The 24,708-nt window shown below is 67.9% G+C and carries 25 protein-coding genes; 13 read left to right on the plus strand and 12 right to left on the minus strand.

Annotated elements, in window-relative coordinates; all coding sequences use genetic code 11:
- Positions 1-5: 5 nt before the first annotated feature.
- Entirely contained in the window at positions 6-1,325 is a 1,320-nt protein-coding gene (gene chrA / locus VH569_RS03470) for a chromate efflux transporter (RefSeq protein ID WP_423314052.1), read from the plus strand.
- Positions 1,326-1,355: 30 nt separating this feature from the next.
- Here the strand turns inward: chrA and VH569_RS03475 are convergent, their stop codons facing one another.
- Positions 1,356-1,922, minus strand: a complete 567-nt coding sequence (locus VH569_RS03475) for an Lrp/AsnC family transcriptional regulator (RefSeq protein ID WP_376957630.1) — start codon at positions 1,920-1,922, stop codon at positions 1,356-1,358.
- A 173-nt stretch (positions 1,923-2,095) separates the two neighbouring features.
- Here VH569_RS03475 and VH569_RS03480 point away from each other — a divergent pair, with 173 nt between their 5' ends.
- The 3 genes from VH569_RS03480 (at position 2,096) to VH569_RS03490 (ending at position 4,613) form a co-directional block, all read left to right on the plus strand.
- A complete protein-coding gene (locus VH569_RS03480; protein WP_423314054.1) occupies positions 2,096-3,088 on the plus strand; it encodes a mitochondrial fission ELM1 family protein in 993 nt (330 codons plus the stop codon).
- Positions 3,089-3,245: 157 nt separating this feature from the next.
- Positions 3,246-3,902, plus strand: coding sequence for a 2OG-Fe(II) oxygenase (locus VH569_RS03485; RefSeq protein ID WP_423314056.1), 657 nt, complete (start codon positions 3,246-3,248; stop codon positions 3,900-3,902).
- Positions 3,903-3,980: 78 nt separating this feature from the next.
- Positions 3,981-4,613: a 2OG-Fe(II) oxygenase gene (locus tag VH569_RS03490; RefSeq protein ID WP_423314058.1), complete on the plus strand. Its 633-nt coding sequence runs from the start codon at positions 3,981-3,983 to the stop codon at positions 4,611-4,613.
- Between the two features lie 45 nt (positions 4,614-4,658).
- On the opposite strand, the gene VH569_RS03495 is transcribed toward VH569_RS03490, so the two are convergent.
- Both VH569_RS03495 and VH569_RS03500 read right to left on the minus strand, forming a co-directional pair.
- On the minus strand, positions 4,659-5,240 hold the full coding sequence (locus VH569_RS03495; RefSeq protein WP_423314060.1) for a tyrosine phosphatase family protein: 582 nt from the start codon (positions 5,238-5,240) through the stop codon (positions 4,659-4,661).
- 306 nt (positions 5,241-5,546) lie between these two features.
- A complete protein-coding gene (locus tag VH569_RS03500) occupies positions 5,547-6,254 on the minus strand; it encodes a tRNA-uridine aminocarboxypropyltransferase (protein WP_423314062.1) in 708 nt (235 codons plus the stop codon).
- Positions 6,255-6,614: 360 nt separating this feature from the next.
- Between VH569_RS03500 and VH569_RS03505 the strand changes: the two genes are divergently transcribed.
- Complete coding sequence (locus tag VH569_RS03505; protein WP_109048109.1) at positions 6,615-6,797, plus strand: hypothetical protein; 183 nt, start codon at positions 6,615-6,617, stop codon at positions 6,795-6,797.
- On the opposite strand, the gene VH569_RS03510 is transcribed toward VH569_RS03505, so the two are convergent.
- Positions 6,791-7,729: an ImuA family protein gene (locus tag VH569_RS03510; RefSeq protein ID WP_423314065.1), complete on the minus strand. Its 939-nt coding sequence runs from the start codon at positions 7,727-7,729 to the stop codon at positions 6,791-6,793. The two genes, VH569_RS03505 and VH569_RS03510, sit on opposite strands and share 7 nt — an antisense overlap.
- 124 nt (positions 7,730-7,853) lie before the next feature.
- Positions 7,854-8,306 (minus strand): SH3 domain-containing protein, encoded by a 453-nt coding sequence (locus VH569_RS03515; RefSeq protein ID WP_109048111.1) that lies wholly within the window; start codon positions 8,304-8,306, stop codon positions 7,854-7,856.
- A 274-nt stretch (positions 8,307-8,580) separates the two neighbouring features.
- On the opposite strand from VH569_RS03515, the gene VH569_RS03520 reads away from it, so the two are divergent.
- Complete coding sequence (locus VH569_RS03520; RefSeq protein ID WP_423314067.1) at positions 8,581-9,399, plus strand: EF-hand domain-containing protein; 819 nt, start codon at positions 8,581-8,583, stop codon at positions 9,397-9,399.
- 90 nt (positions 9,400-9,489) lie between these two features.
- Here VH569_RS03520 and hemN read toward each other — a convergent pair whose 3' ends face one another.
- The 3 genes from hemN to nhaA all read right to left on the minus strand — a co-directional run bounded on the left by hemN (position 9,490) and on the right by nhaA (position 12,826).
- Positions 9,490-10,917 (minus strand): oxygen-independent coproporphyrinogen III oxidase, encoded by a 1,428-nt coding sequence (hemN, locus tag VH569_RS03525; RefSeq protein WP_423314069.1) that lies wholly within the window; start codon positions 10,915-10,917, stop codon positions 9,490-9,492.
- A gap of 84 nt (positions 10,918-11,001) precedes the next feature.
- Complete coding sequence (locus VH569_RS03530) at positions 11,002-11,439, minus strand: DUF4112 domain-containing protein (RefSeq protein ID WP_423314071.1); 438 nt, start codon at positions 11,437-11,439, stop codon at positions 11,002-11,004.
- Between the two features lie 184 nt (positions 11,440-11,623).
- Entirely contained in the window at positions 11,624-12,826 is a 1,203-nt protein-coding gene (gene nhaA / locus VH569_RS03535) for a Na+/H+ antiporter NhaA (protein ID WP_423314073.1), read from the minus strand.
- A gap of 346 nt (positions 12,827-13,172) precedes the next feature.
- On the opposite strand from nhaA, the gene VH569_RS03540 reads away from it, so the two are divergent.
- Together VH569_RS03540 and VH569_RS03545 are read left to right on the plus strand one after the other, a co-directional pair.
- A complete protein-coding gene (locus VH569_RS03540) occupies positions 13,173-13,430 on the plus strand; it encodes a hypothetical protein (RefSeq protein ID WP_109048116.1) in 258 nt (85 codons plus the stop codon).
- Positions 13,431-13,668: 238 nt separating this feature from the next.
- A complete protein-coding gene (locus VH569_RS03545) occupies positions 13,669-14,388 on the plus strand; it encodes a TerC family protein (protein WP_423314075.1) in 720 nt (239 codons plus the stop codon).
- A 42-nt stretch (positions 14,389-14,430) separates the two neighbouring features.
- Here the strand turns inward: VH569_RS03545 and VH569_RS03550 are convergent, their stop codons facing one another.
- Together VH569_RS03550 and VH569_RS03555 are read right to left on the minus strand one after the other, a co-directional pair.
- Positions 14,431-14,841 carry a cyclic nucleotide-binding/CBS domain-containing protein gene (locus VH569_RS03550; RefSeq protein ID WP_109048118.1) on the minus strand — a complete coding sequence of 137 codons (411 nt, stop codon included), beginning with the start codon at positions 14,839-14,841 and terminating at the stop codon, positions 14,431-14,433.
- Between the two features lie 134 nt (positions 14,842-14,975).
- On the minus strand, positions 14,976-16,193 hold the full coding sequence (locus tag VH569_RS03555; RefSeq protein ID WP_423314078.1) for a YbfB/YjiJ family MFS transporter: 1,218 nt from the start codon (positions 16,191-16,193) through the stop codon (positions 14,976-14,978).
- 195 nt (positions 16,194-16,388) lie between these two features.
- Between VH569_RS03555 and VH569_RS03560 the strand changes: the two genes are divergently transcribed.
- The 5 genes from VH569_RS03560 to VH569_RS03580 all read left to right on the plus strand — a co-directional run bounded on the left by VH569_RS03560 (position 16,389) and on the right by VH569_RS03580 (position 21,052).
- On the plus strand, positions 16,389-17,333 hold the full coding sequence (locus VH569_RS03560; RefSeq protein ID WP_423314079.1) for a LysR substrate-binding domain-containing protein: 945 nt from the start codon (positions 16,389-16,391) through the stop codon (positions 17,331-17,333).
- A 140-nt stretch (positions 17,334-17,473) separates the two neighbouring features.
- The gene (fdxA, locus tag VH569_RS03565) at positions 17,474-17,803 is read left to right on the plus strand and encodes a ferredoxin FdxA (protein ID WP_098738899.1); all 330 of its coding nucleotides are present in this window, start codon (positions 17,474-17,476) and stop codon (positions 17,801-17,803) included.
- Positions 17,804-18,169: 366 nt separating this feature from the next.
- Complete coding sequence (locus VH569_RS03570) at positions 18,170-18,670, plus strand: CarD family transcriptional regulator (RefSeq protein WP_014248912.1); 501 nt, start codon at positions 18,170-18,172, stop codon at positions 18,668-18,670.
- A gap of 189 nt (positions 18,671-18,859) precedes the next feature.
- On the plus strand, positions 18,860-19,855 hold the full coding sequence (locus tag VH569_RS03575) for a hypothetical protein (protein ID WP_423314082.1): 996 nt from the start codon (positions 18,860-18,862) through the stop codon (positions 19,853-19,855).
- Between the two features lie 300 nt (positions 19,856-20,155).
- Positions 20,156-21,052, plus strand: coding sequence for an RNA polymerase factor sigma-32 (locus VH569_RS03580; RefSeq protein WP_109048123.1), 897 nt, complete (start codon positions 20,156-20,158; stop codon positions 21,050-21,052).
- Positions 21,053-21,096: 44 nt separating this feature from the next.
- Here the strand turns inward: VH569_RS03580 and purH are convergent, their stop codons facing one another.
- Positions 21,097-22,701, minus strand: coding sequence for a bifunctional phosphoribosylaminoimidazolecarboxamide formyltransferase/IMP cyclohydrolase (gene purH, locus VH569_RS03585; protein ID WP_423314085.1), 1,605 nt, complete (start codon positions 22,699-22,701; stop codon positions 21,097-21,099).
- A 271-nt stretch (positions 22,702-22,972) separates the two neighbouring features.
- Positions 22,973-24,640 (minus strand): heparinase II/III family protein, encoded by a 1,668-nt coding sequence (locus VH569_RS03590; protein ID WP_423314087.1) that lies wholly within the window; start codon positions 24,638-24,640, stop codon positions 22,973-22,975.
- Positions 24,641-24,708 lie beyond the last annotated feature (68 nt).

Consider the following 24,708-nt stretch of genomic DNA (forward strand, 5'->3'; position numbering starts at 1 on the left):
GGACGATGAGCGATTCCCCCTCCCCCCTCCCGTCCTTCGGTGCCTTCTGCCTCTACTGGCTGCGGCTGGGGCTGACCAGCTTCGGCGGTCCGGCCGGACAGATCGCGATGATGCAGAGCGAGCTGGTCGACCGCCGCCGCTGGATCGACCAGACCCGGTTCCTGCATGCGCTGAACTTCTGCATGCTGCTGCCGGGGCCGGAGGCGCAGCAGCTCGCCACCTACATTGGCTGGCGGATGTATGGTGGGCGCGGCGGGCTGGTGGCGGGCGGGCTGTTCGTGCTGCCCGGTGCGCTGGTGCTGCTGGCCCTGTCCTGGATCGCCGCCGCCCATGGCGACACCGGGCTGGTCGGCGCGCTGTTCGACGGCATCAAGCCGGCGGTGGTGGCGATCATCGCCGCCGCGGTCTGGCGCCTGGGGCGCCGCACGCTGAAGGGGCCGGCCGCCGTCGCCCTGGCCGGTGCCGCCTTCCTGGCGCTGGCGGCGTTGCACCTGCCCTTCCCGCTGGTGGTCGGCGTTGCGGCGGTGATCGGCGGGGTGGCGGCGCGCACGGGCCGCCACTGGTTCGCCCACCCGCATCCGGCGGGCGACGATGGCTCCGACGGCGGTTCCGCCATCGACCTGACGGCGGAGCCCGCTCCGAAGGCCGGCCGGCTGCTGACCCTGCTGGTGCTGGGCTTGGTTCTGTGGGCGGTGCCGGTGGGGGCGGTCCTGCTGACCTTCGGCGCCGATCCCTGGCGCGGCATCGCGGCGCTGTTCACCAAAGCCGCCTTCATCACCTTCGGCGGCGCCTATGCCGTGCTGCCCTACATCGCCGGACAGGCGGTGGACAGCTATGGCTGGCTCAGCCCGCGGGAGATGATCGACGGGCTGGCGCTGGCTGAGACGACGCCGGGGCCGCTGATCCTGGTCACGCAATATGTCGGCTTCTTCGCCGGCTGGAACCGTCCGGGCGCGCTGTCGCCGGCGCTTGCGGGAACGCTGGGGGCAGCGCTGACGACCTACGTCACCTTCCTGCCCTGCTTCCTGTTCATCTTCGCCGGCGCCCCTTATCTGGAGCGGCTGATCCACAACCGCCTGGCCGCAGGGGCACTGGCCGCCATCGCCGCGGCGGTGGTGGGGGTGATCCTGAACCTGGGCGTCTATCTGGGAATGGCGGTGCTGCTGCCGGACGGGCAGCATACGGCCGGCAGCCTGATCTGGGCCTGGGCAATCATGCTGACAGCACTTTACGCGCTGACCCGCCGGGGGGTGGCCATCCACTGGGTGGTGGCGGGGGGAGCGGCGGCGGGCCTGATCCAGGCACTCGCCGCATCTTCCTTGTAGACCGGACAGGGTCGAGCGAGCTGGGCCCGCTCAGCGCCGGGTGGCGCGGGCGGGCGTCTGGGCCTCGTCCTCGGCGTATTCCTCGTCCTCGTCGTCCTCGTTCCCTTCCGGGATGTCGGGCGAATCGACGTCGATGGGAACGCCGGGGGTATGCTTGCTGGTGCGGATCGACAGGGCCGACTTCACATGGGCGACGTTGGGCGCCGCCGTCAGCTTGGTCGTCAGGAAGCGCTGGTAGTCGTCCCAGTCCTCCGCCACGATCTTCAGGACGAAATCATATTCGCCGGCCAGCATGTTGCACTCACGCACGAGCGGCCAGCTGTTGACGAGCTCCTCGAATTTCTTTAGGTCCGCTTCGGCCTGGCTGCTGAGGCCGACCTGGGCGAACACCGTGACGCCGAACCCCAGTGCATCGGGGTTGACGTCGGCGTGGTAGCCACGGATGAATCCCGCCTCCTCCAGCGCGCGGACGCGGCGCAGGCAGGGCGGAGCGGAGATGCCGGCACGTCGGGCAAGCTCCACGTTGGTCATCCGGCCGTCGTTCTGCAGATCGCGCAGAATCCGACGGTCAATTCGGTCGAGTTTGACCCGCCGCATGGTTTACTCGGTCGCTCCGGGGATGATTTGGAGAAAGGATATTACACGGGCATGGTGTCTACGCCAAGACGGAAACCCCCGCAAGGGCGAGCAACCCCGATAACGGTCTTTTCGCCGCAGCCCTCCCACCCGGGGGCTTCCCTCCCTTCGAAGCTTCAACGATCCGGGTTCTCATGCAACCTCTGACCAGTGCGCCTCTGACCTGCTGGGTTGTGTCGGACGGCAAGGCCGGCATGGAAAACCAGTGCATCGGTCTGGCGGAGTCGCTTGGCCTGACGCCGGTCGTCAAGCGCGTGCATCTGCGCACGCCCTGGCGCCAACTGACTCCCTACTGGCGAATCGGCAACCGATTCGCCGCCGGCCCCAACGGCGATCCGGTGGAGCCGCCCTGGCCCGACCTGCTGATCGGCACCGGGCGGCAGTCCATCGCCGTCTCGCTGGCGGTGCGCCAGCAGTCGGGCGGCCGGACCTTCACCGTCCAGATCCAGGATCCGGTGATGAACCCGCGTCACTTCGACCTGATCGTCGTGCCGCGCCACGACAAGCTGCGCGCTGACAACGTGCTGGTGACCCGCGGCGCCCTGCACCGGGTGACCCCCGCCATCCTGGCCGGCGCGGCCGAACGCTTCGCCCCGCGTCTGGCGCATCTGCCGCACCCGCGCATCGCCGTGCTGATCGGCGGCGACAACGGCGTCTACCGCTTGACGCCCACCATCATGGGCGATGTGGCCGAACGGCTGGCCAACCTGTCTAGCACGCATGATGCCGGGCTTATGGTCACCCCGTCGCGCCGCACCGGCGCCGACAACGAGGCGATCCTGCGCGCCCGCCTGTCCGGGCTGCCGGCGGAGGTGTGGGACGGCACCGGCGAGAATCCTTACTTCGCCTATCTCGGCCTCGCCGACGCCGTGGTGGTGACCTGCGACAGCGTGTCGATGATTTCTGAGGCCTGCTCGACCGGCAAGCCGGTCTATGTCATCGAACTGGAGGGCGGATCGCCCAAGTTCCGCGCCTTCCATGACGGTCTGTACCAGGACGGCATCGCACGGCCCTTCGACGGCTCCCTGGACCATTGGGACTATGCACCGCTGAACGAGACGGAGGTGGTGGCCGAGGAGGTGCGCCGCCGCCTGTCCGCCCACCGCAGGCGCCTCGGCCTGTCGTGACGGGAAGGCGGGGTGCGGCGCGACCAATGCGCGCACCCCGCTGGTACGACCGGTTTGCTGCGGAGTTCGGCCGCCGGCCATGCCATAAGCGCTGGCAAACCGGCCGTTCCGACAAACACGGTCCGGGGCCGTCCTTCCATCCGGAACTTCCGCCGCCATGACCACTCCCGACGCCGTTTCCGCCTCTTTCCTGCGTTGCCTGGAAAACAGCCGGCTGTTCGACCAGCCCTACAATCACTGGCTGCTGTCCGAGGCACTGCCGGAGGAGTCCGCAGACGCCATCGCCGATCTGCCCTGGGGACCGCCCCCGGTGTCCGACACCTATGGCAAGCGCGAGACCAACAACGCGTCGCGCACCTATTTCGGCGAGGAGAACCGGGCCAAGTACGCGGTGTGCGAGACGATGGCCCAGGCCTTCCAGAGCCGCCCGGTGGTGGACGCGATCCAGAAGGCCTGCAACGTCGACCTGACCGGCACCAGCCTGCGCATCGAATATTGCCAGGACACCGACGGCTTCTGGCTGGAGCCGCACACCGACATCGGCGTCAAGAAATACACGATGCTGATCTATCTCTCGAAGGGGCCGAACTGCTCGCACTGGGGCACCGACGTGCTGGACGAGAGCCGGACGGTCGTCGCCCGCGCGCCCTACGCCTTCAACGAGGGGCTGATCTTCATCCCCGGAAGCAACACTTGGCATGGCTTCGAGAAACGTTCGATCGACGGGGTGCGCAAATCGATCATCGTGAACTATGTCGGCCCCGAATGGCGGGCACGGCAAGAATTGTGCTTCCCCGACAAACCTGTTGCATAAAACTTCCGCCGTGTTTAAGTGACGCCGGTTTTAGGGGGCAAAGCCACCGTCGGCACGCTCTTTGGGAGTCTCGTACCCATGTCCATGCTTGATCTGGACAAGTTCCGCGCTACCCCCCTGCAGCACGATCCCTATGATTTCCTGTGCGTTCCGGGTTTCGTGAAGCGGGAGTATCTGGAAGAGCTGCACCGCGACTATCCCAAGGTGGACAAGCCCGGCTCGATCCCGCTGGGCGTCTTCCCCCAGGGGCCGAGCTTCGACCGCATGATCGCCGAACTGAAGGGGCCGGAGGTCTGCAAGGCCTTCTCCGAGAAGTTCGACCTGGATCTGTCGAAGTACCCGACCATGTTCACGGCGCGCGGCATGTGCCGACCGACCGACGGCAAGATCCACCCGGATTCGGCCAGCAAGGTCATCACCGTGCTGATCTACATGAACCCGCCCTGGGAGGCGACCGGCGGCCGCCTGCGGATCCTGCGCTCCCAGAACCTGGAGGATTACGCCGCCGAGGTCCCGCCGGAGGAAGGCACGCTGATGTGCTTCCGCCGCAGCGATACCTCCTGGCACGGCCATTATCCCTTCGAAGGCCAGCGCCGCGCGATCCAGATGAACTGGGTCAAGGGCGGCGTCTATATCTGGCACGAACAGTGGCGCCACCGCATCGGCGTCTGGGCGAAGGGCGTCTTCGGCGGCCAGCCGGCAGGCTATTGAGGACCGGCTGTTGCAGGGACAGACTAAGGGGCCGCATCCGTCCCCTCAGTCGATCAGGTCCTCGACCTCGCGGATGCGGCCATTGTCGATCATGAACTGAACCAGCTCCGGGCGCTGCTTGCCGAGCGTGCGGTGGCGCTGGCGCACGGCGGCGATCAGGTCGCCGTTGCGGCCGAGACTATCGTCGGCAAACTCGATCATGCGCAGGTTGGGCCAAGTCTGCGCCCGGATGGCGACCACCGCCCCCACCGCGTCGGCCGCCGGCAGCTCGGGGCGCGCCTGGGCCAGGATCATGGTCAGCGCCGCGGTGGACCGCGATACGCCGGCATGGCAGTGGACCAGCAAATGGCGGCAGTCCACCGGTTCGGCCAGCAGGTCGCGGCCGAAGGCCAGGATGCGTTCCACATCCGACCGTTCCGGCGCGATCTGGCCCTTGGTCGGCTCGATGACGTCGTGGAAACGCAGCTCCAGCCGTTCATGCTCGCCATAGTCGCCGAACTCGCTCGGCTCCGTCATGTCGGGGTCGAGGATCGACAGCACATGGCTGACCTTGCCGCCGCCGAAATTGCAAAGCTCGCTGAGACCGCAGACCGTCAGGCCGAAAGGCACGAAATCGCTGGCCATCATTCTCTCGTTCGATTGCGGGGGAAGAAAATCGAAGGGATTTGCGGCCAGCATTTGGCACCGGGCGCCGCGGCCCCGTCAACCCGGCCGAAGCCGGGCCGGTCAAAGAATGCGGGCCGATCAAAGAATGTTGAACAGGTAGAGCAGGAGGATGACGGGGATCGGAATGCCGACCAGCCACAGCAGGATGCCTCGCACGTACCCTCTCCTTCTTCCGTTGATGACGGGCGATGCGGCAGGACGCCGCCGGCCCTCTCACCCATCATCAACGGCGCAGCCGCCGGTTGGTTGCAGCCGCGCGAACGAGCGTCAGGCCTCCTCATTCCCCTCGTCGTCGGAAACAGCCGCCGGAGCATCGGCGTCGGTCGGACGCGCCGGACGCGGGCGGGGGGTGCGCAACTTCTTCAGCAGCAGCGAGAAGGGCTTCAGCGCGGTATCCATGATGGTCTGGTCCCCCTCCAGCCGCGACAGCAGGAAGGCGCCGGCTTCGAGGGTGGAGACGCTGTCGCGCCGCGGCTCCTTGCGCGCCTGCCCATAGAGCGAGCGGAACTGCGGGTTCAGCACGATGCGGTGGCATTTCAGCAGCCAAGCATTGCGCCACCACAGGGTCTTGGCCTGGCTCCAGGTGCCGTCCAGGACGATGACGCCCTCCAGATCCTCCAGGATCTCAGCACTGTCGCGCAGCGGCTGGCCATTCCTGTCGACCACCCCCACCTCCGGCCGCGGAGCGCCGCCATCCTTCACCGGGCCGAGATACAGCACGCCCCAGCGCTTGGGATCGACCTCCCGCCCCAGGATGCGCTTCAGGCCCGGCCAGCTCAGCCCGACCTTCACCATCGAATTGGCGAATTGCAGATGGGCGATCTGGGCGGTGCCCAGATTTTCCCGCTTCTCCTGCGGATGCTGCAGGATCAGCAGGAAGACGCCGTTGTCGATCGGCTGCACTGCCTCACAAATGCACAGGTGATTAGGCTTTAGGCAGGTCGGGCAGGATTCGGGGGCGGTGGCGCTGTGCATGGGAGGTACGCATTCCTTGAAGGGGATTGGCCGCGAATATGGGTTGGAACGACGCGGAAGGGAACACATCTCACACCGAGGACGGCGCTGCTCACCGAAGAGCGATGGCCGCCACGGCGCATACGACAGATCCCCTATCAAGACTCCCTCGTGTCATACCTGTTCATGTGGGTTCAAGTGGCTTCGTATAAACCGTTTGTAGAGACTTAGTCGTGTGTCATGGAACTCGTGTGACGCGCTTAACAGCTGGCCTGGAACTTGCGTAGTTATTATCCAGGCAAACAGGACGACGGGTGGGCCAGGACCGGCCTTAGTCAGGCTGATCCACGGTGCCATCCGGCGCTCAGAAGGAGACCTGCCATGCTGCCCGCCCACCTTGCCGACCGCCTGCTGAAGCAGCGCCGCGATGCCGACAGCGCGGAATTCGCCCGCCAGCTGCCGCTCTACGCCCCGATGGACGCGGATGACCCGCGCTGGATGACCGAGCCGGACGGGTCGGAGCAGCCCGGCCGCCGCGAGCCAGACTGGGCGACCGACTACTGACCGGCAGTCAGCCTGGCGACGGCCGGTTTGCGGTGATCCGACAAACGACCCTGTCGGTTGTCGGACATCGGCCGCCCGGCCGGCCATAGCCCCGACTCGCGTCCTGCGGTCTGCCGAAGGCCGCTTCGATCCTCTTTCCCCACGTCGTGCCAGCCCTGCCCGTCCCAGGCGAGGGTCCAGCTGCCTGGGCGCCCGCCACGGCAGCGCTCCAGCATGACCGACCAGCGCGGCATTCCCAGCCCCGGCGGGCCTCCGGCCGGGCGTGGTGCCGCATCCCCCTCCTCATCCAGACTGGGGACGGCATCCAATCGCCAGCGGGTCACCGCGGCGCTGAGCCCTTCCGCCCGCTCGCCCACCATCCGCCCGCCCGCCATCCGACGGTTACGCCCGTCCGATGCGCCGGCGCTCGCATCCAGCAGGAAGCCGGTCACCCCCGACGACTCGGCGGCAAGCTGCAGCCGCCGGCTGGCGGTCAAGTCCAGCCCTTCCAACTCGCCCAGCACCGCCGACAGGGTGGAGCAGCGCAGCGCCTCCTCCATCGCCCACAGCGCATCGACCGGCCGAACCGCCCGCACCGCGACCAGCCGGTCGGGCGTCAGCCCGTAGGCCGCCAGTCCCGGGGCGTACAGGTCGCGCCCGCGCAGGATCCACAGCACCGGCCTTTTCGGGGTCGCCAGCCGGGCCAGCAGCGCCACGGCGAATCCGGTGCCCGCCCCCGGGTCTTCCGCCGCCACCGCATGCAGGCAGCCCAGCGGCAGCCCACCGTCGGGCAGATGGCCGTCGACCGAGTCGATGCCGAACGCCAGGGTCCGCCCCCCTTCCCCGCCCGCTCCCTCGATCCGCCGGATGCGTGCGCGCAGGTCGGCCAGCAATCCGGCACGGTCGCGCGGCACCGCATCCGCAGATGGGAGGGAGGACAACGGCACAGGCATGACTCGGCTCCGCTCGACAGGTATATGTTCCTGATATGTTCTATCATGAACGCGCGTCGAGGGGGAGTCTGCGACTCCTGTCTTGTTTTCGGGCCGCCTGTCCTGAAGTCAGCCGTCGCTGGGATCAGTTGGCGATTGGCGCCGCGCCGATCTTGCCGCGCGGGGCGGCCTTGATGGTCGGGCCGGCATTGTCGACGGGCTTCGCCAGGGTGGTGGAGGTGCCGCGGGTGCCGCGCGGCGTGTTGCCCTTCAGGCTCAGCAGATGCAGCCGGACATAGGCAGTGGAGCCGCCGACCTTCACCGCAACCCAGTCGCTGTTGCGCACCCGGCCCAGCGTGGTGACCGCCTGACCCGACCCAAGCGTGGCGATGACGCCCGAGCCGCCCGCCGGCTGGGCATAGGCCGGCGTCGGCTTGTCCACCTGCCACTCCCCATAGATCGGCTCAAGCCCGGTTCCGGTATCGGGCGCGGTCCGCACGGTCGGCGGATTTGGGGTCCGCTGGTACGGCATGCAGCCGGGAACCATCAGCGTGGCCAGGGCCACCATCAAGGGAAGGGTACGCAGACGCCGGATCATCGCTCACCTTGAGATGGAACGGTGCTTTGCAGGAACGGGACGAACGGAAAGGGTAAACGGGTGGGTTGTGGACCTTCGGCGCGACCATACAGGAGGCAGCCCCCTCTTCGCCACCGCAGCGCAGCCGGATTCGCTATGCGCTTTTTGAGGCGCACCTCCGGGTCTTGAAGAATTATCTCAAATCCGATCTTTTCCGGCGCCGTTGCGCGCAGGAGTCCCAGGCCGCCCCGCGTATCTTGACCATCACGACGGCACCTTACGGGGGCATCCGGCCATGATCTCCTCCCTCGGCAGTTCCAACAGCACAGCGACGCTTCAGAAATTCTTCTCCAAGGCGGACGCCAACAGCGACTCGTCGCTGTCCAAGGACGAGTTGCTGGGCGCGCTCGGCGGCACCTCGGCTGCCTCCGACAGCGGCAAGCTGTCGTCCGCCGTCGACGGCCTGATCGGCAGCCTGGACAGCGACAGCAACGGCTCGCTCAACACGACCGAGTTCAGTTCCTTCGCCAGCCAGTTCGACTATGGCAGCGGCAGCGCCCTGCTGGCGGCGCAGGAGCAGGCGAGCGCGATGCAGCAGCAGTTCGCCCAGAACCTCTATTCCAGCCTGGACAGCGACAGCAGCGGCGGCATCAGTGCCGACGAGCTGACGTCCGTCCTGACCTCCGCCGGCCAGTCGAGCACCGATGCCGCGTCGATGTTCAGCAGCCTCGACAACGACGAGGACGGGTCGATTTCCCAGGACGAGTTGAGCAGCGCGCTGAAGCAGGCCGACGCCAACCGCCCGCCGCCCCCGCCCGCCAATGACACAGGAACTTCCGGCGCTTCGGACAGCGGCAGCACGTCCTCGACCGCGTCCTCCAGTTCGGCATCCTCCAGTTCCGCGGCTTCAAGCTCGGCGTCTTCAAGCTCGGCAGCCGGCGGCACGACCGGCTACGACCCGCTGGACACCAACAAGGACGGCTATGTGTCGGAACAGGAACGGATGGCCGCCTATGGCGGCATGCAGCAGCAGACAGGCGGCGTCACGTCCAACCGCCTCAGCGGCGACATGCTGCGGACATTGATGCAGGGCATCAACGAGGTTGCCGCGTAGCCTTGTGGGTTCGGATGCGCGGCACGGGGAAAGGCGGTCGGCGGGTGGCGTCGGCCGCCTTTTCTTTTGCCCGACTTTCTCCGACTGCCGTCAAACCGCCCGGCTGTGCCGTCCGGCGCCCTTGGACAGGTGGGTGTCGAAGCGGGCGGCGACGATGCGCATCAACGGACGGGCGCTCTCCGGCACATGGATGCGCCGGCCGTCCACCACCGCGACGCCGTCGGCGACCAGATCGGCCATGCCCTCCAGTTCCGCGTCGAAGGCGGACTCGGGCAAGCCGTGGGCACGGGCGATGGCGGCGGTGTCGACCGACAGGTCGCACATCAGCCGCATGATCAGGTCGCGCCGCACCTTGTCGTCCTGGGTCAGCGCGATGCCCTTGCCGGTGGGCAGGCGGCCCTCCTCGATGGCGGTGGCGTAATGGTCGAAGGGCACGGCGTTCTGAACGTAGCCCTGCGGCAGCGCGCCGATGGAGGAGGAGCCGAAGCCCAGCAGAGTCTCGGCATCGTCGGTGGTGTAGCCCTGGAAGTTGCGGCCCAGCCGCCCTTCCTCCTGCTGCACCGCCAGCTCGTCGCCGGGACGGGCGAAATGGTCGAGACCGATGGCGCTGTAGCCGGCGGCCGACAGCGTGTCGGCGATGGCGGCGAACTGCTCCCAGCGGCCGAGCGAACCGGCCAGAACCGACTCGTCGATCTTCTTCTGGTGGGTCTTCATCCACGGCACATGGGCGTAGCCGAAGACCGACAGCCGGTCGGGCGCCATCTCCAGCGCGATCTCGGCGGAGCGGGCGACGCTCTCCACCGACTGGTGCGGCAGGCCGTACATCAGGTCCAGGTTGACGCTGGCGATGCCGGAATCCTTCAGCCAGGCCAGCGCCTGCTCGGTGACGGCGCGCGGCTGGACGCGGTTGATCGCCTGCTGCACCGTCTCGTCGAAATCCTGCACGCCCAGCGAGGCGCGGTTGACCCCGGCGCGGCCCATCGCAGACGCCATCTCCGCCGTCAAGGTGCGGGGATCAATCTCCACCGCCAGTTCGGCATCGTCGGCGACGTCGAAGCGTTTGAGCAGCAGCGCGATCATCGCCTCGAAATCGTCGGGCGCCATCATGGTCGGGGTGCCGCCACCGAAATGGATGTGGCGCACCGCCAGACGGCCGGGAATGCGGTCGGCCACCATGGCGATCTCGCGCCGCATATGGTCGAGATACTCCGCGATCGGCTCGTAGCGGGCGACGATCTTGGTGTGGCAGCCGCAGTACCAGCACATCTTCTGGCAGAAGGGGACATGCAGGTAGAGCGATCCCGAGCGGGACGGCTCGATCGCCTCCAGCCAGCCACCGTAGACGTCGCCGTTCACCTCTGGCGTGAAGTGCGGCGCGGTCGGGTAGCTGGTGTAACGCGGCACCCGCAGCCCGTCATACTTGGCGAGCAGCGCGGCGTCGACACCGTGGGCGACACCATGGGAATGGGACGGGTTGGCGGGGGCCGGCGAAACGGCCAGGGCGGTGATGGCGTTCATGAGCGACAGAGTGCCGCAGCCACCCCACCCCTGCCTTGATCCACGTCAAGATCGGAAAGAGCCGCCTTTTTGGCGGCTGCCGCTTCAGCGCTTCGCGGCGGCGGCGGCCAGACGCCGTTCCAGATGCTCGTGCAGCAGGTTCAGGTTCATCCGGTTGGCCTTGAAGGCGATGTCGAACACGGTGCCCAGCACCGGGACCGACCCGCCCGCCCAATCCAGCAGCACGTTAAAGACCATGCGGGCCACCAGCGTCTTCGGCAGGTCGAAGCGGGCGGCCTCCATGATGATGTAGGCGGAAACGAACGCCGTCACCGTGTCGCCGGCCACCGGAACCACGCTGGCGATGCCGTCCAGCCCGATGGGGATGCGGGTGAAGGGAATGCGCCAGCGGGTGTCCATCAGCCGGGTCAGGCGGCGGAGCCGCTCCAGCCGCTGGAAATCGATGGAGACCGAACCGCCTGTAGCGCCCGGCGGCGGCGCTTCGGCAACGGCGTGCCGGCGTGTGCGGATGGCGTCGATCATCGCATGTCCCCCCGATCAGGCGGTCCCGCGCCCGCAGCGCGACTCCCCGCAAGGGAAGAACCCACCGATCCCCCCGGCGGTTCCACCCTCCGGGCACAAAGTTCGCGCACCCAGCAGACACCAGCCGGCCTGCCGCCTGCGGCGCTCCCATAAGCCATCCCATGGGAGAGCCGTCCGGCGGATCTCAGCTTGCCCGGGCCACCTCCCGCGCCCGCGCACTGCCGGCGGCATGGAGCAGCGCATAGCCGGCCAGCGCCGAGGCGAGCGAGCCGGTCAGCACGCCCAGCCGCACCGCCACCGCATGATGCGGATCGGCGAAGGCCAGCGTCCCGATGAACAGGCTCATGGTGAAGCCGATGCCGGTCAGCACGGCGACGCCGTAAATCTGGCCCCAGCTGGCGCGTGCCGGCCGCTCGACCACGCCGGTCCGCACGGCGACCCACACGGCCAGGAAGACGCCCGCCTGCTTGCCCAGGAACAGGCCGAGCGCGATGCCCAGCGGCACCGGCTCCAGCAGGCTGGCAGGGGTGATGCCGTCGAGCGGCACGCCGGCATTGGCGAGCGCGAAGACCGGCATGATCAGGAAGGCCACCCACGGGTGCAGCGCATGCTCCAGGCGATAAAGCGGCGCGTCCGGCGCCCGCTTGCCGGCGCGGTCGTTGACCCGCAGGGGAATGGCGAAGGCCAGCACCACACCGGCCAGCGTCGCGTGGATGCCCGATTTCAGCACGCACACCCACAGGATCAGTCCCAGCACCAGATAGGGCGTCAGCGACCGCACCCCCGCCCGGTTCAGCAGCCACAGACCGACCGCCGATGCCGCCGCCAGACCCAGTGCCAGCGGCACCAGACCGTGGCTGTAGAAGATGGCGATGATCATGATGGCGCCCAGATCGTCCATGATCGCCAGCGCCAGCAGGAAGACGCGCAGGCTGCTGGGGACCCGGTTGCCCAACAGGGCCAGCACGCCGAGCGCGAAGGCGATGTCGGTGGCTGCCGGGATCGCCCAGCCCTGCAGGGCACCCGGTTCGGCCTGGGCGAACAGGCAATAGACCAGCGCCGGCACCGCCATGCCGCCCAAAGCCGCGATGCCGGGCAGCATCGCCTTGGCCGGGCTGGACAGTTCGCCCTCCAGCACCTCGCGCTTGATCTCCAGCCCGACCAGCAGGAAGAAGATCGCCATCAGTCCGTCGTTGATCCACAGGATCAGCGGCTTGTCCAACCCGACGCCGCCGGCCGTCACCGCCACCTTCATCGCCAGGATCGCATCGTAGAGCGGGGCCGCCGGCGAGTTCGCCCAGATCAGGGCAAGCAACGCCGCAATCATCAGGACCACGCCGCTGGCGCTTTCGGTTTTCAGGAAGGTGGCGAGGCGTCTCAGCGTCATCGCGTCTCGTCTTTCCGCACAGCTGGCCGAAAGGAATAAATGGCACCGCCAGGCTTCCGTTGGAAGACGCGACTGTCGAAAAATCCCTGCCTGGACGAGCGTCAGAGCATCGCGGCGAATTGACGCGCCTGTGTATCTAAGCTGCTGTCATGTTTCCCAATTTCGGCCCCGAATACTTGAGGTTATCCGGGCTTATGTCTTTTGATCGCTGGCGATGCCTGGGGACAGCCGACACAATTTATCCAACAGCATCACGCAGAGCCGTAAGCCGGTCATCCGTTGGACGATCAGCCGCAAGGCTCTGGGCAAGGCCGGAAAACGGCCGCCCGTTCCGGAGGAAACGACCATGACCACGCTTTACTGCGCCTGCTGCGGCAGGCCCTTCGTCCGCACGTCCGCCCGCGGCCCGGCCCCCTTCTACTGCTCCCAGGATTGCCGGCTTCAGATGGCGGTCCGCCGGCGCGCCTGGAGCGAGCGGACCGACAGCATCACGGCCACCCGACGGACCGTCGAGCGGCACGAGGTGGAGCACGCCGACCCGGCCCCTTTCGGCCGCATCCCCGGCACGGCGGCGGGACAGCGGACCGCAGCCTTCTGGAGATGAAACGCACGGTCGCGGGATCGGCGGCAAAAGGGCGGTAAGACGCTCGCAAAACACCGGCAAGCCGGGAGAGCAGGCAGGCGGGAAAATGGAACTGGCCCCTTGCAGCGGGCCGAAGCCGACCTCATGTGGTCGCGGTCACGCTGGCGCCCCGCGGTGCCGGCGTGAAACCTTTCGGTTGCACCCATCTGGCCACCGCCACCCGATTGCCGCCATCTGACTGCCGGAGCCCCGCCCCTACATGCTCGACCTGCTCTCCGACCCGAATGTCTGGGCCAGCCTTCTGACGTTGACCGCGTTGGAGATCGTGCTGGGCATCGACAACATCATCTTCATCTCGATCATGGCGTCGAAGCTGCCGCCCGAACGGCAGCACAGCGCGCGGCGCGTCGGCCTGGCGCTGGCGCTGCTGACCCGCCTGGCGCTGCTGGCCTCCATCGCCTGGGTGGCGCAGCTGACCCAGCCGCTGTTCACCGTCGCCGGCTGGGATGTGTCCGGCCGTGACGTGATCCTGATCCTCGGCGGCCTGTTCCTGCTGGCCAAGGGCACGCTGGAAATCCATCACACCGTCGAAGGCCATGAGGAGGGCGGATCGGCGCCCAAGCACGCCACCTTCACCTCGGTGGTCATCCAGATCATGTTCCTGGACATCGTCTTCTCGCTCGACAGCGTCATCACCGCGGTTGGCATGTCCGATCATCTGCCGGTGATGGTCGCCGCCGTCGTCATCGCCATGGCGGTGATGCTGTTCGCTTCCGGCCCGGTCGGCGATTTCGTCAACCGTCACGTCACGGTGAAGATGCTGGCGCTGTCCTTCCTGCTGCTGGTGGGCGTGGCGCTGGTGGCGGACGGCTTCGGCTTCCACATCCCCAAGGGCTACCTGTACTTCGCCATCGCCTTCTCCACCCTGGTGGAGGCGCTGAACCTGCTGGCCCGGCGCAAGCACAACGCGGCGCACTGACCGAAAGGAAGGGGACGCCGTCCGCGACGCCCCCTTCCCCCGTCACGCCTCGGCGCGTTCGGCCATCAGATGCTCGTAGGCGACCTTGAACAGGTCGCGGATCGACACGATGCCGACCGCGCGCTTGCCCTGGGTGATGGGCAGGTGGCGGTAATGCTTGTCATGCATCAGCTTCAGCGCGTCGACCGCGTCGGCGTCGGGCGGCAGGCTGTCGGGGTTGCGGGTCATCACCGCACCGACCTCCACTGACGACGGGTCGAGGTCCTTGGACAGCACCTTGTTGTTCAGGTCGCGCTCGGTGACGATGCCAATCAGGGCGCCGTGGTCCACCACCAGAACCGCGCCGATGTTCTTGTCGGCCATCATCTTCGACACCGTGGCGACGGAGGTATCCTCCGGCACCAGGATCAGTTCCTGCGACTTCACGACGTCTGGAACCAGCTTGCGTTTCATCGACTCCCCCGGATCTGGTTGTTGTGGACCAGACTGTAGCCAAAGCAAACGATCGGGGAGAACAACGGCGTCGCAGCAAATCCTGCGCCGATTGTCGCAGGCAGATCTTTCGAATACTTACGAAGCTTTTCCCCTCATGACGCTTTGGGCGAGGCGAATGCCGACCCAGCCGACGACTGCCGTCCGGCGATCGCCATGCCCAGCGCCAGCAGCAGCGCGCCCAGCACCACCACGGCAGCGGCCCCCAGCAGCACGGCATTGAAGCTGCCGGTGCGGGTCACCACCAGCCCGGCCGGCAGCGGCCCGATGATCTGCCCCAGCCCATAGGCGGCGGTCAGCGCCCCGACCACCCGGGCCGAGGCGCCGGCTGACAGCTGCCGTCCCAGCGCGAAAGCCTGGGAGACGATGCCGACGAAGGTGCCGCCGAACAGCAGCGCCGAAATGACCGCCACCGTCGGCGATCCCGTCATCGGCAGCAGGATGGCGACGGCCTGTGTCAGGTGCGCCAGGATCAGCGACCACCAGCTGTTCGACCGGCGGGCGACCGCGGCCCAGAACACCCCGGCGCCCATCGCCCCCAGCCCGGCCACCATCCAGGCGGCCTCGCCCACCGCGGCGGTGCCGGGATCGGTCTTCAGGATCGACACCAGGAAGGTGGCCGACACGATGTAGCCGCCGCCTTCCAGGAAATAGGCGAGCGTCAGCAGCAGGAGCGGCGCCGACAGTCCTCCCCGCCGTGCCCTACCGGCATCTCCCGCCGTTCCGGCCGTGGCGGTATGCCGCTGCGGCGGCGGGTCGCGCACCCAAAGGCCGGGCATCAGCCCAAGCACCGCGCAGATCGTCCCCAGGGCCAGCCAGTCGCCGGCCCAGCCCAGCCGCTCGCCGAACAGCGCGACGAACAGCCCCGACGATGCAATGCCCAGCCCCACCCCGGTGTAGAGCCAGCCGGCGAAGCGTTCGCCGCCCCGCCGCGTCAGCGTGTCCAGCACCATGGCGATGCCCAGGATGAAGATGCCGGCGCTCGACACCCCCGACAGGAAGCGCAGGACCAGCCAGACCGGCATCGCCTGCCCGGCATCGCCCAGCTCCAGCCCCATCGCCGCAGTGGTGGCGACGCTGACCAGCAGCGACAGCCGGTACATCGCCGTCCGCGTGGCACCGTGCGGCACCAGCCCGGCGCCCAGCGCGCCGATGAAATAGCCCAGATAGTTCAGAGAGGCGAGCAGCCCCACCCCGTCGGCCCGCAGCCCGGTGGCCTCCTGCATCGCCGGCAGGATCGGGGTGAAGGCGAACCGCGCGACACCCATTGCGATGGCAAGCCCGATCAGGCCGCCAACCAGCACCCGCACCATGATCCACGCCCTCTCGTTTTTTAGGCCGACTCCTTTGACCGGGAACTGTTCGACAGAACGAACCGTCCGGCGGGCCGATTGATTTGGCTTCCATCATGGCCGCGGCCCCGCCCTCATTTCCAATGAATTGTTCTGATGATAAGCTCCACTTTCAGTGATGGGTGCCATGCACAGGAAGTGGAAGGAGGCCTCGCGATGGATCTGGCCGGTTTGCGGGTGGTGAAGGCGGTCGCCGACACCGGAAGCGTCAGTCGGGCGGCGGAGGCGCTGAACTGCGTGCAGTCCAACGTCACCGCGCGGATCAAGCGGCTTGAGGAGGATTTGGGCGTCGACCTGTTCCTCCGCCTCAGCCGCGGGATGGAGCCGACGCCGGCCGGGCGGGTGCTCAGCGGTTATGCCGACCGGGTGCTGCGGCTGGTCGCCCAGGCCCGCGACGCGGTGGCGGAAGCGGCCGGGCGCGGCGGCCGGCTGGCGGTGGGCAGCATGGAATCGACCGCCGCGGTGCGCCTGCCGCCGGTCCTGGCCCGTTTCCACCGCGACCATCCCGACGTGGATCTGACCATCACCCCCGGCCCGACCGAGACTCTGCTGGCGGACGTGCTGGCCGGACGGCTGGACGGCGCCTTCGTCGGCGGCGAGGTCGCCCACCCCGACCTGATCGCCCGGCGCATCTTCGACGAGGAGCTGGTGCTGGCCGAGCCGGCCGCCGGGCTGACCACCGAGTCCGCGCGCCGCACCCTGATCGCCTTCGGCCGGGCCTGCGCCTATCGCGGCCGGGCGGAGATGGCGATGCGCGAGGCCGGGCGCGTGCCCTTCCGGGTCATGGAGTTCGGGGCACTGGACGCCATCCTGGGCTGCGTCGGCGCCGGCATGGGGGTGACGGTCATCCCGCGCGCCGTCGTCGAGCGCAATCCCTGGCGCGACCTGCTGGCGGCCCGGCCGCTGCCCGACGCGCTGGCCCGCATGCCGACCCAGTTCGTGCGGCGTGCCGACGCCATCGAAACCGCCAGCCTGCGCGCCTTCATGGAGGCGTTCTCGCAAGCCCCCGGCCCGGCCATCGCTGCGAATGGCGCAATGCAGGGTGCGACAGCGTCGCCCACATCACGCGCAGGGTTGAACGGCTCGTCTGCGGCGTGCTAGGCAGGCGCGGGTTGGCCATCCGGCCCTGTGCCATGCGCGTGCCCTATTCCTGGGAAACAGCCCCTATCGGCCCCGATGGGCGATAGCGGGACCACGGACGCGCGGCTGGCACCGCGGGCCGGAACAGCGGAGAAGAGATCATGCCCTACGTCGTCACCGACGGCTGCATCAAGTGCAAGTACACCGACTGCGTCGAAGTCTGCCCCGTGGATTGCTTCTACGAGGGTGAGAACATGCTGGTCATCCACCCGGACGAGTGCATCGACTGCGGCGTGTGCGAGCCGGAATGCCCGGCCGAGGCGATCGTCCCCGACACCGACGACCGCGCGACCAAGTGGCTGGAGATGAACCGCGACTATTCCGGCCAGTGGCCGAACATCACCCGCAAGAAGGACGCGCCGGCCGACGCCGACGAGTTCAAGGGTGTGGACGGCAAGTTCGAGAAGTATTTCTCCCCGAAGGCGGGCTGAGACAGAGTTACGATGCGGCCCGGCCCCCGATCCGAGTAGGATTTTTCGAGTCGGGCCACATCAACCGATTGCACCCATCGATGTTGCTATGCAAAATCGACGGGGCGGCCATGGCCGGGCGATGGACGATTCCGCCCGATGGATTGCGCGTTCCCTTTGTAACTCGGGCGTAACATCGCTATAATGCGCGCCCGGAGCCGGCCTTCGCGCCATTGCCGGTTTTCCCATCGTTCCAGGACCTGTGGCTTTTGTGATCGTCGTGGATGGGTCCCATCCCCACGGCGCCATAATCGTCCGGGGTCCTTTTTCGTCCCTTCCACCGGGGCGGCAAAATGGCGTGATCGCGAGAAGTGAGAGCCAATCCACATGTCGAACAAGCTTGACTTCGAAGCCGGTGACTTCGTCGTTTATCCGGCTCATGGCGTCGGTCGGGTCGAAGGGATCGAGACCCACAGCATTGCCGGACTCGAGGTTCAACTCTACGCGATCACGTTCGAGAAAGAGCGCATGACGCTCAAGGTTCCGGTTACCAAGGCCCGCAACGCCGGCCTGCGCCGCCTGTCCTCCAAGGACCGGATCAAGGTCGCGCTGGAGACTCTGCAGGGCCGTTCGCGCGTCCGCCGCACCATGTGGAGCCGCCGCGCCCAGGAGTATGAGGCCAAAATCAACTCCGGCGATCCGGTGTCCATCGCCGAGGTGGTGCGCGACCTGTACCGCGGTGCCGACCAGTCCGACCAGTCCTACAGCGAGCGCCAGATCTATCAGGCCGCCCTGGAGCGTCTGGCCCGCGAGCTGGCCGCCGTCGAGAAGATCGACGAGACCAAGGCGACGGAGCGTCTGGAATCGGTGCTGTCCAAGGCCGCCTGATTCCAGGTCCCGGTTTCCGGGCACCTCATATACGTCCGTGACACGAACGGGCGCGCGGCTGTTACGTCACGCCGCGCGCCCGTCTCGTTTTTCGCCTTTGTTTCCACGGCATGACACGCCTAAACTCCGGCCGCCTTCCGGCGGACAGCGTCGGAACGACTTCGCGAACGACGCCGAAGGGAATCGAGTTTGGGTCTGCCGCCGCGCCTTGGTCTTCCCAACCGCCGGACCAACCGACCTGCCGGCCCCAGCGCCGGCACCCTTGTCGGTGCCCTTGAGGACGACAGCCGTTTCGCGTCGCTCGGCCGGCCGCGCCGGGTCTGGGCCATCGGCGCCATCCACGCACAGCCGGACCGGCTGGACCTGATCCATCAGGCCATCGGCCAGCGCTTCCGCCCCGGCGACCGGCTGGTCTATCTCGGCAACATGATCGGCTTCGGCGAGCAGGTGGTGGAAACCATCGACCGGCTGCTGGCCTTCCGCATCGCCCTGCTGGCGATGCCGGGCATGATCGCGTCCGACATCGTCTACCTGCGCGGCCAGCAGGAGGAGATGTGGCAGAAGTTGCTGCAACTCCATTTCGCTCCCGACCCGCGCACCGTGCTGGACTGGATGCTGCGCCAGGGCGTTGCACCGACCCTGGCGGCCTATGGCGGTCATCTCGATGCCGGCAAGGCGGCGGCACGCGGCGGGGCGGTGATGCTGGGCCGCTGGACGCGCGAACTCCGGCAGGCGATGGCCGCGAGGCCCGGTCATGAGCAGCTGTTCAACGCGCTGCGCCGCGCCGCCTACACCGGCGGCCCGGCATCGCAGGGCGGGGCCGCGGATGACGGCTCCTCCGACGGGCTTCCGGAGGACGCTGGGGACGGCGAGGGCTGGACCGGCAGCAGCCGCAGCGGCGGAAGCCTGCTGTTGGTCAATTCCGGCATCGATCCCCGCCGCCCGTTGACCGGCCAGGGCGACGCCTTCTGGTGGGGCAGCGCCGGTTTCGCCCGGCTGGAGCAGCCCTATGGCGGTTTCAGCCGTCTGGTGCGCGGCTACGACCCCAACTGGATGCCGGAAAGCCCCGGCGTCGGTGTCGGACCGGCGACGGTGACGCTCGACGGCGGCTGCGGCCGCGGTGGCTACCTCGTCTGCGCCTGCCTTGATTCTTTCGGCGAGATGCTGGACCTTTTCCAGGCCTGACCCAACCTCAGGTTCTGCCGGACCGCTCCGTCTGACTGTAACTTCGCGCAATAACAGTGAAGAGTTTCCGCTCTCCGCCCCTCGCCGGCCACCCATGAACGGGTCGCCGGAAAAATTCCTTTGTCTCTCCGGTGATCCGCTCCCCCTACACCTGCGTATGATTCCGCAACAGGGCGCGCTCATGCTTGTTGTCTTAACCCGACGGCATCGACCGACGGCAGGCGGCAAAGCGGCGAAGACCCGATAGTACGGGGATATGCGAAGGAACACGATGCCGCCCAGACGGGAAGGAAGGGACGGATGGCATACATCGACGATCCGGAGACTCAGCGTGCAAATCTGAGCTTCATCAAGGCATCCATGCGCGAGCCGTTGCTGTCGCGCGACCACGAATTCGACCTCGCCCGAAAATGGCGCGAGGGCAACGACGAGCGCGCCCTGCATCAGCTGGTCCGGGCATACACCCGTCTGGTGGTGGCCACCGCATCGCGTTTCCGCAACTACGGCTTGCCGATGGGCGATCTCGTCCAGGAGGGCAATGTCGGCCTGATGCAGGCGGCCAGCCGCTTCGAACCCGACCGCGAGGTGCGTTTCTCCACCTACGCCGCCTGGTGGATCCGCTCGGCCATGCAGGACTACATCCTGCGCAACTGGTCGATCGTGCGGACCGGCACCACCGCCGCGCAGAAATCCCTGTTCTTCAACCTGCGCCGTCTGCGCGCCAAGATCGACAGCGCCACCCAGAACGGCAGCGGCGCCCCCCTGACCAGGGAAGGCCGCGAGTGGATCGCCGGCGAACTGAAGGTCGAGGTGTCCGAGGTCGAGGCGATGGAGATGCGCCTGTCCGGTTCCGACCAGTCACTGAACACGCCGGTGGCCGACGGCTCCGACGACGACTGGCAGGATTTCCTGGCCGACCAGCGCCCCTCGCCCGAGGACGTGGTGATCGGCATGCGCGACGCCAGCACGCGGTCGCAATGGCTGGCGGAGGCGCTGGGCGAACTGAGCCCACGCGAACGCACAATCATCCGCGAACGCCGCCTGCGCGAGGAAGGCGCCACGCTGGAGGAACTCGGCCGCGAGCTGGGCGTCAGCAAGGAACGCGTGCGTCAGTTGGAGCACCGGGCACTGCTGAAACTGCGGCAGTCGATGCTGAAGCGGGTCGAGGATTCCGACGACCTGCTGGCGGAGGCGTGAGAAAGAGCCCTCCCCCCTGAAGGGAGAGGGCTCGTTTCACATCATCAATGCCGGAAGTGCCGCATTCCGGTCATCACCATCGCCAGCCCCTTCTCGTCCGCGGCGGCGATCACGTCGTTGTCGCGGATCGAACCGCCCGGCTGGATCACCGCCGTCACCCCCGCCTCCGCCGCGGCCAGCAGGCCGTCGGCGAAGGGGAAGAAGGCATCCGACGCAACCACCGAGCCCTTGGTCAGCGGCTCCGACAGGCCGGCGGCCTTGGCGGCTTCACCCGACTTGATGGCGGCGATACGGGCCGAATCGACACGGCTCATCTGGCCGGCGCCGACGCCCACAGTGGCGCCGTTCTTGGCATAGACGATGGCGTTCGACTTGACGTGCTTGGCGACGCGGAAGGCGAACAGCAGGTCGGCCAGTTCCTGTTCGGTCGGCGCGCGCTTGGTGACGACCTTCAGCTCGGCCGGATCGATGCGGCCGCTGTCGCGGTTCTGCAGCAGGAAGCCGCCGGACAGCTGCTTGATCATCATGCCGGGCTCGGCCGGGTTCGGCACGTCCTTGGTCAGCAGCACGCGCAGGTTCTTCTTGGTCGCCAGCAGCGCGCGGGCGGCCTCGTCGGCGTCGGGGGCGATCACCACCTCGGCGAACAGCTTGGAGATCTCCTCGGCCGTCTCGGCGTCCAGGCTGCGGTTGACGGCGATGATGCCGCCGAAGGCGCTGACCGGATCGCACAGCAGGGCCGACTTGTAGGCCTCCAGCAGGTTCGACCCTTGCGCCACGCCGCAGGGGTTGGCGTGCTTGATGATGGCGACGGCCGGCTGCTCGAACTCCGCCACCAGCTCGAAAGCGGCGTCGGTGTCGTTCAGGTTGTTGTAGGACAGCTCCTTGCCCTGCAGCTGCACGGCGGTAGAAACACCCGGACGCTTCTCACCGGTGACGTAGAAGGCCGCCTGCTGGTGCGGGTTCTCGCCATAGCGCAGGGTCTGCGCCAGCGAGCCCGACAGGGTGGTGCGCGGCGGGAAGGTCTCGCCCAGCTGGCCGGCCAGCCAGGTGGAAATGGCGGCATCGTAGGCGGCGGTGCGGGCATAGGCGCGCTGGGCCAGCTTGCGGCGCAGGGCCAGCGTGACGCAACCGTCATGGGTCGCCAGCTCGTCCATCACCGCCTCGTAGTCGGACGGCTCGGTGACGATGGCGACGAAATCGTGGTTCTTGGCGGCGGCGCGGATCATCGCCGGCCCGCCGATGTCGATGTTCTCGACACAGTCGTCGTAAGCCGCACCCTTGGCGACCGTCGCCTCGAACGGGTAGAGGTTGACCACCACCAGATCGATGCCGGGGATGTCGTGCTGCGCCATCGCGTCGGCGTGGATGTCGCGGCGGGCCAGGATGCCGCCATGGACGCGCGGGTGCAGGGTCTTGACGCGACCGTCCATGATTTCCGGGAAGCCGGTGTGGTCGGAGACCTCCTTGACCGGCACGCCGGCCTCGGCCAGACGCTGGGCCGAACCGCCGGTCGACAGGATCTCGACGCCGCGGGCGGCGAGCGCCTTGCCCAGCTCCACCAGACCGGCCTTGTCGGACACGGAAATCAGGGCGCGGGCGATGCGGACCTTGTCGGGAGCGGGGGCATGGTTGGCTTTTGGCGGGCTCATGGCGTCATCCTGATCGCTGCGGGAATTGCATAAGGCCGCAGGCAACCGGGGAGACCCGGACAAGCACGGAAGAAGAAAAGCACGGGCGACCACGGAAATGTCGCTCAGCTGCGCTTATCCGCGTCCGCCCGGCCGATGCCGGCCCGGACGGACATGGATAAGCACGGCGTGAAGAGTCCCGTGGTCGTCCGTGCCCCAAAATCCCGTGTTCATCCGTGTTTCCACGCCTCTCCCGAAGGGAATAAGCCCGGCCACCGCGGATGGGCGCGATTTACGCCGCCTTGCGCTCGCGGCGCAAGGCCCATTTCACCGTCAACCCTTCGGGTCCGCATTGTCCCTGCATCATGATCTGCCGGGTGCGGCGGGGCTCCTCCCCGCTGCCGAGATAGACGCTCTCCGCCACCTCCAGCACGGCGCCGGTCACCCGCATGCGCCAGGCATTGCCGCTGGGAAGGCGCAGCAGCACCTGATCGTTGCCGCCATTGCCCTGTGCCTGAACCGGAACGACCTGGACATTGGGGTGCAGGTGGAAGCGGATGGCGTAGGGCTGCGGCTGCGGGGTGGCGCCGATCACCGGTTCCAGCGTGTCCTCGCCGCGCAGATCCTCGCCATTGTCGGCCAGATAGACACGGCGGCGGTGCAGCAGGCCGAAGCCCTTGCTGTAGCCGTTGTGGGTGGCCACCACCAGCATGGCCCCGTCCGATTCCTGGCGTTCGCAGCTGACATGCGTCGGCCGGCGACCGAGCCCGCCCTTCTCCAGCACCTCCGACGAATTGGTGTCGGCGACCGCCATGGTCGAGTGGGCGGAGGTGCCGGCCAGCGCCGCGCGCCAGGGGCCGCGCTGGGACGGGTGGCTGCCGCAATTGACGATCAGCCGCTCCTTGTTGACGGAAACCTCCATCGACAGGGTGCCGGCATGGGCGGTGCGGTCCAGCCCGGCCGGCGGCGGCGCGCCGGTGTCGAGCAGCACCAGCGTGCGCCCGGCGAGCAGACGCTCGAAGCCGGTGTGCGGCGCGCTTTTCAACGGACGACCGCGGGCATCGGCTTGGGCCAGCACCGTGTCGATCAGCGCCGGCTCCTCCTCCCGCCCACCGTTGAACAGGGCGAGGCTGCCATCCACATGGCGGAAGAAGCGCAGGGCCGGCGTCATGCGGTCGATGGCATGCTGGAGGGTTTCCGGCACCTCCTCCTTCGCGACGCGCAGGACGGCGCGCATATCGATCAGGTCGCGCAGCACCCGCATCTGGATCGACGGGTTGCGCTCCACATGGCCGCCGTCGGGCAGGATCTGGCGCGGCAGTTCCTTGTCGAGCAGGCGCAACGCTTCCCGCGCCGCCTTGTCCTGGTCGGGCAGGCAATAGCCGCCGTAGAGCAGGCCCTTGATCGCGCCGATCAGCCGCTCGCCGTCCAGCTTGGCCGGCGCCACCCGCAGCAGGTGGCGAAGCTGGCGGGCCATGCTCTCGAACACCCGGGCGCGGAACTCATCGTCGGCGGACGCGCAGTAGAAATCATGCAGACCGATCCAACTGGACAGCCGCATGCCCAGCACGTCGGGCGCCCAGCTCTGCGAATGCCAGCCACCATTCTGGTCCAGCCAGGACCATACCAGCACCCGCGCCCGGCGCCGCGCGGTGTCGCCGCCGACCGCGCGCAGGTCGCGCAGCCATTCGAAACCGTGGGCGGCGCGCAGCCAGCCGGGGCTGACGCCCTGGGGCCGCCAGTTGGGCACGCCGTTGGGGTCGACCATGACCGGCTGGCCGGCAAAGCTCATCCGGCCGGCCAGCATGGCGTTGCCGTTGTCGGTATCGCCCGGCCAGGGATCGGGCGGGATCACCGCCAGCGCGCCCGGCGCCTTGCCGCCCAGCATCAGGCCGTAGAGGGGGTTCCCATAGGCAAGGCGCGCCATGCCGCTGCGAAACCGTCCGTTCCCGTCGCCCATCTGCGCCGACTCCTTCAGGACCGCAAGCGGCGTCGGCAGCCGGCGGAGGGTGATGATGCGGTGCGGGA

Origin of the sequence: Azospirillum sp. 11R-A (assembly GCF_049472615.1) — a bacterium.
GTDB lineage: Bacteria > Pseudomonadota > Alphaproteobacteria > Azospirillales > Azospirillaceae > Azospirillum > Azospirillum palustre.